Below are 4,800 nucleotides of genomic sequence, written 5' to 3' on the forward strand. Positions count from 1 at the left end.
CGCAGAAGAGCTCATAGATGTCACGGCACCAATATGGATGCATCGTCCCGGATGATCCAAGAGTTGCGTAGACTGCTTGAGATTTTCCAACCACCGGACACTTTCCTTTTTCTCGATGGGAATCCGGGTCGGATTGATCTTCTTTTTAAGCGCTGCCGTCCCCTTGAATTTCTTCCGGGTCCAGAACTTAACGGCCGCCAACCCCAGCGGCACCCCCTCGATTGTGACCGCAAGGCTCGATGCATCAGGAACTCGCATCCACTAGTCTCTCGATCAATCCAACATTCACCCTCCAAGGATCGCAACCGGCCTTTTGCCGATCGATCCCTTAATGTCAGCCCCATAGAGCACCCCCTCGCGAATCAGATGCTCAGCAAGGAATCACAAGTGATTCTTTCGACTCAACATTTCGCCGATCAGCAAATCAGGCCGAGTGGTCAACGTTATGGGTAATTGAAAGCCGGTGAGGGCCGCCTTGCTGAATGAGGCGTATTGTTGGGAACTGTCCTTATGGATAGTGATAGGCGCAGCGCCCAGGTCGAACGGCTTGAGGTGGTGAACACGGGCCGTCGGCGGCGCTGGTCCGAGGATGAGAAGCCTCAAGATCGTTCTTGAGAGCTTACGGGGCGCCGCGCCAGGTCGCGGCCACAGCGCGGCGGTATGGCGTTTCGCGCTCATTGCTGCTGCGATGGCGACGGTCGTTTCGGCCCGAGCCGAAGGATGCCGCCCACCAACCTGGCTTCGTACCGGCGATGGTGGTCGCGGAAGCAGGTCCGACGCCCCGTCCAGTCGCGCCGGCCAGCAGCGGCGGGTCGATCGAGATCGAGTTTACGGCCGGGGCTCGGATGCGGATCACGGGCACGGTCGATGCGGCGACGCTGAAGGCCGCGGTGGCGGCACTGACAGATGGACGCCTACGGTGATCCCGATTGCGTCGGGCGTGCGGGTGTGGATTGCGACCGGCCACACCGATATGCGCCGCGGCATGAACTCGCTGGGCTTGCTGGTGCAGGAAGCCTTCAAGCGAGACCCGCACGGCGGCGACCTCTATGTGTTCCGTGGCAGGAGCGGCAAGCTGATCAAGATCCTTTGGCACGATGGACTGGGCATGTCGCTCTACACCAAGCGGCTGGAGCGTGGCCGCTTTCTGTGGCCGTCGTCGGCTGATGGCGTGGTGACAATCACCCCTGCCCAGCTTGGCTACCTGCTGGGGGGCATCGACTGGCGGATGCCGCAACAGACCTGGCGACCGCAGGCGGCTGGCTGATCGCTGGGATTTGAACCGGTGACAGGATCAGCGGTTCGGACAGAGATCGAATCTTGTGATTCTCTGGTCGGCGATGAGCGCCGATGATTCTCTTCCCGACGATGTGACCACGCTGCAGGCGATGCTGCGCGCCGAGCGAGGGGCCCGGTTGGCCGCGGAAGCGGAAGCCCAGGCGGGGACATGCTGATCGAGAAGCTCAAGCTCACGATCAAGAAGCTCCGGCACGAGCAGTTCGGACAATCCTCCGAGCGAGGCGCATTGCTGGACCAGCTCGAGCTACAGCTCGCCGACCTGGAGGAGAACGCGGCTCAAGCTGAGACCGCGGCGCAGATAGCAGCCGAGAAAAATTGCGGTGCCATCGTTCGAGCGCCGCAAGCCAGCCCGCCGGCCGCTGCCGGAGCATTTGCCGCGGGAGCGCATTGTCTATCCCGTGCCGGCTTCCTGCCCATGCTGCGGCGACAGTCGATTGCGCAAGATTGGCGAGGACGTAACCGAGACGCTGGAGCTCGTTCCGCGCCAGTGGAAGGTGATCCAGCACGTGCGCGAGAAGCTCGTCTGCCGGGCCTGCGAAGCGATCACTCAACCGCCGGCCCCCTGGCATCCGATTGCGCGCGGGCGTGCAGGGTCTAAGCTACTGGCCCATGTCCTGTTCGCCAAGTACGGCCTGCACCTGCCGCTTCATCGTCAGAACGACATCTACCAGCGTGAAGGCATCGACCTCGACGTATCGACGCTCGCGGACTGGGTAGGTGCCTCCGCGGCAACCCTGATGCCTCTGGTCGATGCGATCCGGAGCCACGTCTTCGCGGCCGAGCGCATCCACGCGGATGACACCACGGTGCCGGTCCTGGCCAAGGGCAAGACCCGGACTGGCCGGCTCTGGACCTATGTGCACGACGACCGTCCGTTTGCCGGCCCAGATCCGCCGGCTGTGTTCTTCTACTCGCCCGACCGTGGCGGCGCGCATCCAGAGCAGCATCTGGCGGGCTATGCCGGACTGATGCAGGTCGACGCCTACGCCCGCTTCGGCAGGCTCTACGAAGCCAATCGCAAGGGCGGCCCGATCATCGAGGCCGCGTGCTGGGCGCACGGCAGGCGCAAGTTCTTTGATCTCGCGCGGCTCAGCAAGGCGCCGATCGCGGCCGAGGCGGTCAAGCGCGTCGTTGTCCTGTTCGCCATTGAGCGCGAGATCAACGGTCTTGCTGCGCAGGAACGCCTGCGTGTGCGCCAGGAGCGTAGCCAGCCCCCTGATCGTCGAGCTGGAGGCGTGGTTGCGCGAGCAGCGCGCCAAGCTCTCCAGGAACAACGACACGACCAAAGCGATCAATTACTGCCTCAGCCGCTGGGATGCATTTAGCCGCTTCCTTGATAACGGACGGCTTTGCATGTCGACGGATGGTGTTGAGAAGCCCTGCCGTCAGTTCAAGGCCACTTTTTTTGGCTTCTCCTTCCAGGCCGCCACCATCCGCTCGTACGCCTGCTCGACGCGTGCGACGTAGCCAGCTTCCCGCTCACGCAGTTCCTTGATCCAGTAGTCCCGACCCGGGCCAGCCTTGCCATAGGCACGAGGCGCTCCAGCCTTGAGTTCCACCTTCCGGAGTTTCATCGCTGTGAACGCCGGTCGTGCGTAAGCATAATCTTTCTCGGTCGTCAGGACGTGCCAGATCATCACCGCGAGCTTACGTGCCGTGGCGACGGCCGCGACTCCAGGCCCATGCTTCTTCTGCATGCGGTTGAAGAAGGCTCGCAGCGGCCCCGGCGCCGTCTTGGCCGACCAAGCCGCTTCAACCAGCATCTTGCGGGCGTCACTATTGCCCTGTTTCGAGATACGACCATGCCTTGCCGGATGCTCTCCCGATTGCCGAACTCGAGGGGTCAAACCGAAGTAGCTGCTGAGCTTATCCGGTGACTGAAAGCGCGCGATGTCGCCGATCGAGGCCAGCACAGTCGATGCGACGACCGAACTCACGCCGGGAATCGTCATCAGCTTGAGAGCCCGTGGATCGTCCAGAGCCTGCTGGGCCACGACTTTGTCGACCTCCGCCAGTTGCTTCGTCACGCGTTCGAGTTCCGCGATCAGACGCCGGAGCATTGCACGCTCCTCCGATGGAAGAGGCAGACTGTCCAGCCAATGCTGTCCGCGCTTGCCGAAGAGATAGCCTTTGTAGGGCGGGATGAGGTTGGCATGCAGGATAGCCTTCATGCGTCCTTTAATCCGGATGATCTGCGCCAAGACGCCAGCGCGCTCGGCCATCTGGCGCCGGCGGCTGTAGGTGTCCTCGTCAGCAACCCAGACCTCCGGCAAGAAGCCGGCAGCATGCAACTTTGCCAGGGTCCCAGCATCAACCTTGTCCGTTTTGACTCGCGCATAAGCGATCGCCCGAACGAGCCTCGGATTGGCGACCGCGACGCGCTTAACGTGCGGGCGCAGAATACGTTCGACCGCCGCGCTGTTGCCCGTCACCTCGATGACCACCTCATCCTCGAGGCTGAGTGTCTTGGCAAAGGCGACAAGCCGATCGTGGACGAGATCAACGCGGAGCTGTCGGATTATTGTTCCGTCCTCCAGGATCGCCACCTGGGCGAAGGATCGGTGGATGTCCATGCCGACGATTTGCATGCTTGGTTCTCCTTTGTCTCAGGAGCCAGTGGCTTGCACGACATCTACGGATCCGCGCTCGCAGCGCAGCCGGGCAAGTCGTAGGGGCGGCCAAGTAACAAAGCGAGCTCACAGCTCATGGTCATGGCGGCCTGCCACCGTTTCGTGCTCCAGCGCCCCTATCCCGGCTTGGATAGACTAATCCGGACGACCGGTCCCCTCCACCGGGTTTGAGCGCTGAAAACATCATGCCCTTTAACAATGGTGCTGAGCGTGAGCTACGGGCGGTCGCCGTGGGAAGAAAGAATTGGACCTTCGCGGGTTCCGATGAGGGCGGCCGTCGCGCCGCTGCGATCTACAGTCTAATCGCTACTGCCAAGCTCAACAACATTGATCCGCAAGCTTGGCTCGCCGATGTCCTAGCCCGCCTGCCGGATCACTCTGCCAAGCGCATTCACGAACTCTTCCCCTGGAACTGGCATCCGCAGAACGTCGCTCACGCTGCTTGAGCCCAATCAACTGTCCGGCAAAGATATCAAATGCATACTTTCAAACAAGATTTCAGATATGCGTCGTCTCCACGACACGCATGGTGGCGGTGAATCGCGGCCGCAGTGCGATGCCGCTTGATTCGCCGTAGTGCAGGGAGCGGATCAAAACTCAAGGTCGAGGTCTTTCGCGACCTGGCCTTTGCGACGGATGAGTCTCGTGCCGAAGTCGTCTTCGAGCGCCCAACTCCGCTAGCGCGTACTCGATAAGCTCGGTGTCGGACGATACCAAACGGAAACGACAGATCTAGCCAGGGTCTTCACCGGATGCGTAAGCATCCGGTGAAGCTTTCAATTACCCACATTTAGCCGAGGGGGCTGAGGGAGCGCACCAACTATTGCATCGCAGGAATCGACCGTGATTCCTTGTCTGGCACCGATTCGCA

The 4,800-nt window shown here is 61.6% G+C and carries 5 protein-coding genes and 2 pseudogenes; 5 read left to right on the plus strand and 2 right to left on the minus strand.

The annotated features are described in order from the left end of the window. Positions 1–258, minus strand: a pseudogene (locus IVA87_RS29765) (hypothetical protein); the annotation flags it as partial. A gap of 661 nt (positions 259–919) precedes the next feature. Between IVA87_RS29765 and tnpB the strand changes: the two are divergent. From tnpB to IVA87_RS35060, 4 genes and pseudogenes are all read left to right on the plus strand, one after another. Next, positions 920–1,267: an IS66 family insertion sequence element accessory protein TnpB gene (gene tnpB, locus IVA87_RS29770; protein ID WP_247336498.1), complete on the plus strand. Its 348-nt coding sequence runs from the start codon at positions 920–922 to the stop codon at positions 1,265–1,267. Between the two features lie 180 nt (positions 1,268–1,447). Further along, a pseudogene (locus IVA87_RS29775) lies at positions 1,448–1,555 on the plus strand (hypothetical protein); the annotation flags it as partial. Between the two features lie 64 nt (positions 1,556–1,619). Then, positions 1,620–2,624, plus strand: coding sequence for an IS66 family transposase (locus IVA87_RS29780; protein ID WP_247336502.1), 1,005 nt, complete (start codon positions 1,620–1,622; stop codon positions 2,622–2,624). After that, complete coding sequence (locus IVA87_RS35060; protein WP_253075118.1) at positions 2,539–2,766, plus strand: IS66 family transposase; 228 nt, start codon at positions 2,539–2,541, stop codon at positions 2,764–2,766. The genes IVA87_RS29780 and IVA87_RS35060 overlap by 86 nt, the downstream gene beginning before the upstream one ends. On the opposite strand, the gene IVA87_RS29785 is transcribed toward IVA87_RS35060, so the two are convergent. Continuing rightward, on the minus strand, positions 2,685–3,872 hold the full coding sequence (locus IVA87_RS29785) for an IS110 family transposase (protein WP_247336505.1): 1,188 nt from the start codon (positions 3,870–3,872) through the stop codon (positions 2,685–2,687). The genes IVA87_RS35060 and IVA87_RS29785 overlap by 82 nt on opposite strands. Positions 3,873–4,096: 224 nt before the next feature. Here IVA87_RS29785 and IVA87_RS29790 point away from each other — a divergent pair, with 224 nt between their 5' ends. Next, positions 4,097–4,375, plus strand: a complete 279-nt coding sequence (locus IVA87_RS29790; protein WP_346658383.1) for a transposase domain-containing protein — start codon at positions 4,097–4,099, stop codon at positions 4,373–4,375. Positions 4,376–4,800: the final 425 nt, after the last annotated feature.

Origin of the sequence: Bradyrhizobium sp. 147, assembly GCF_023073935.1 — a bacterium.
GTDB lineage: Bacteria > Pseudomonadota > Alphaproteobacteria > Rhizobiales > Xanthobacteraceae > Bradyrhizobium.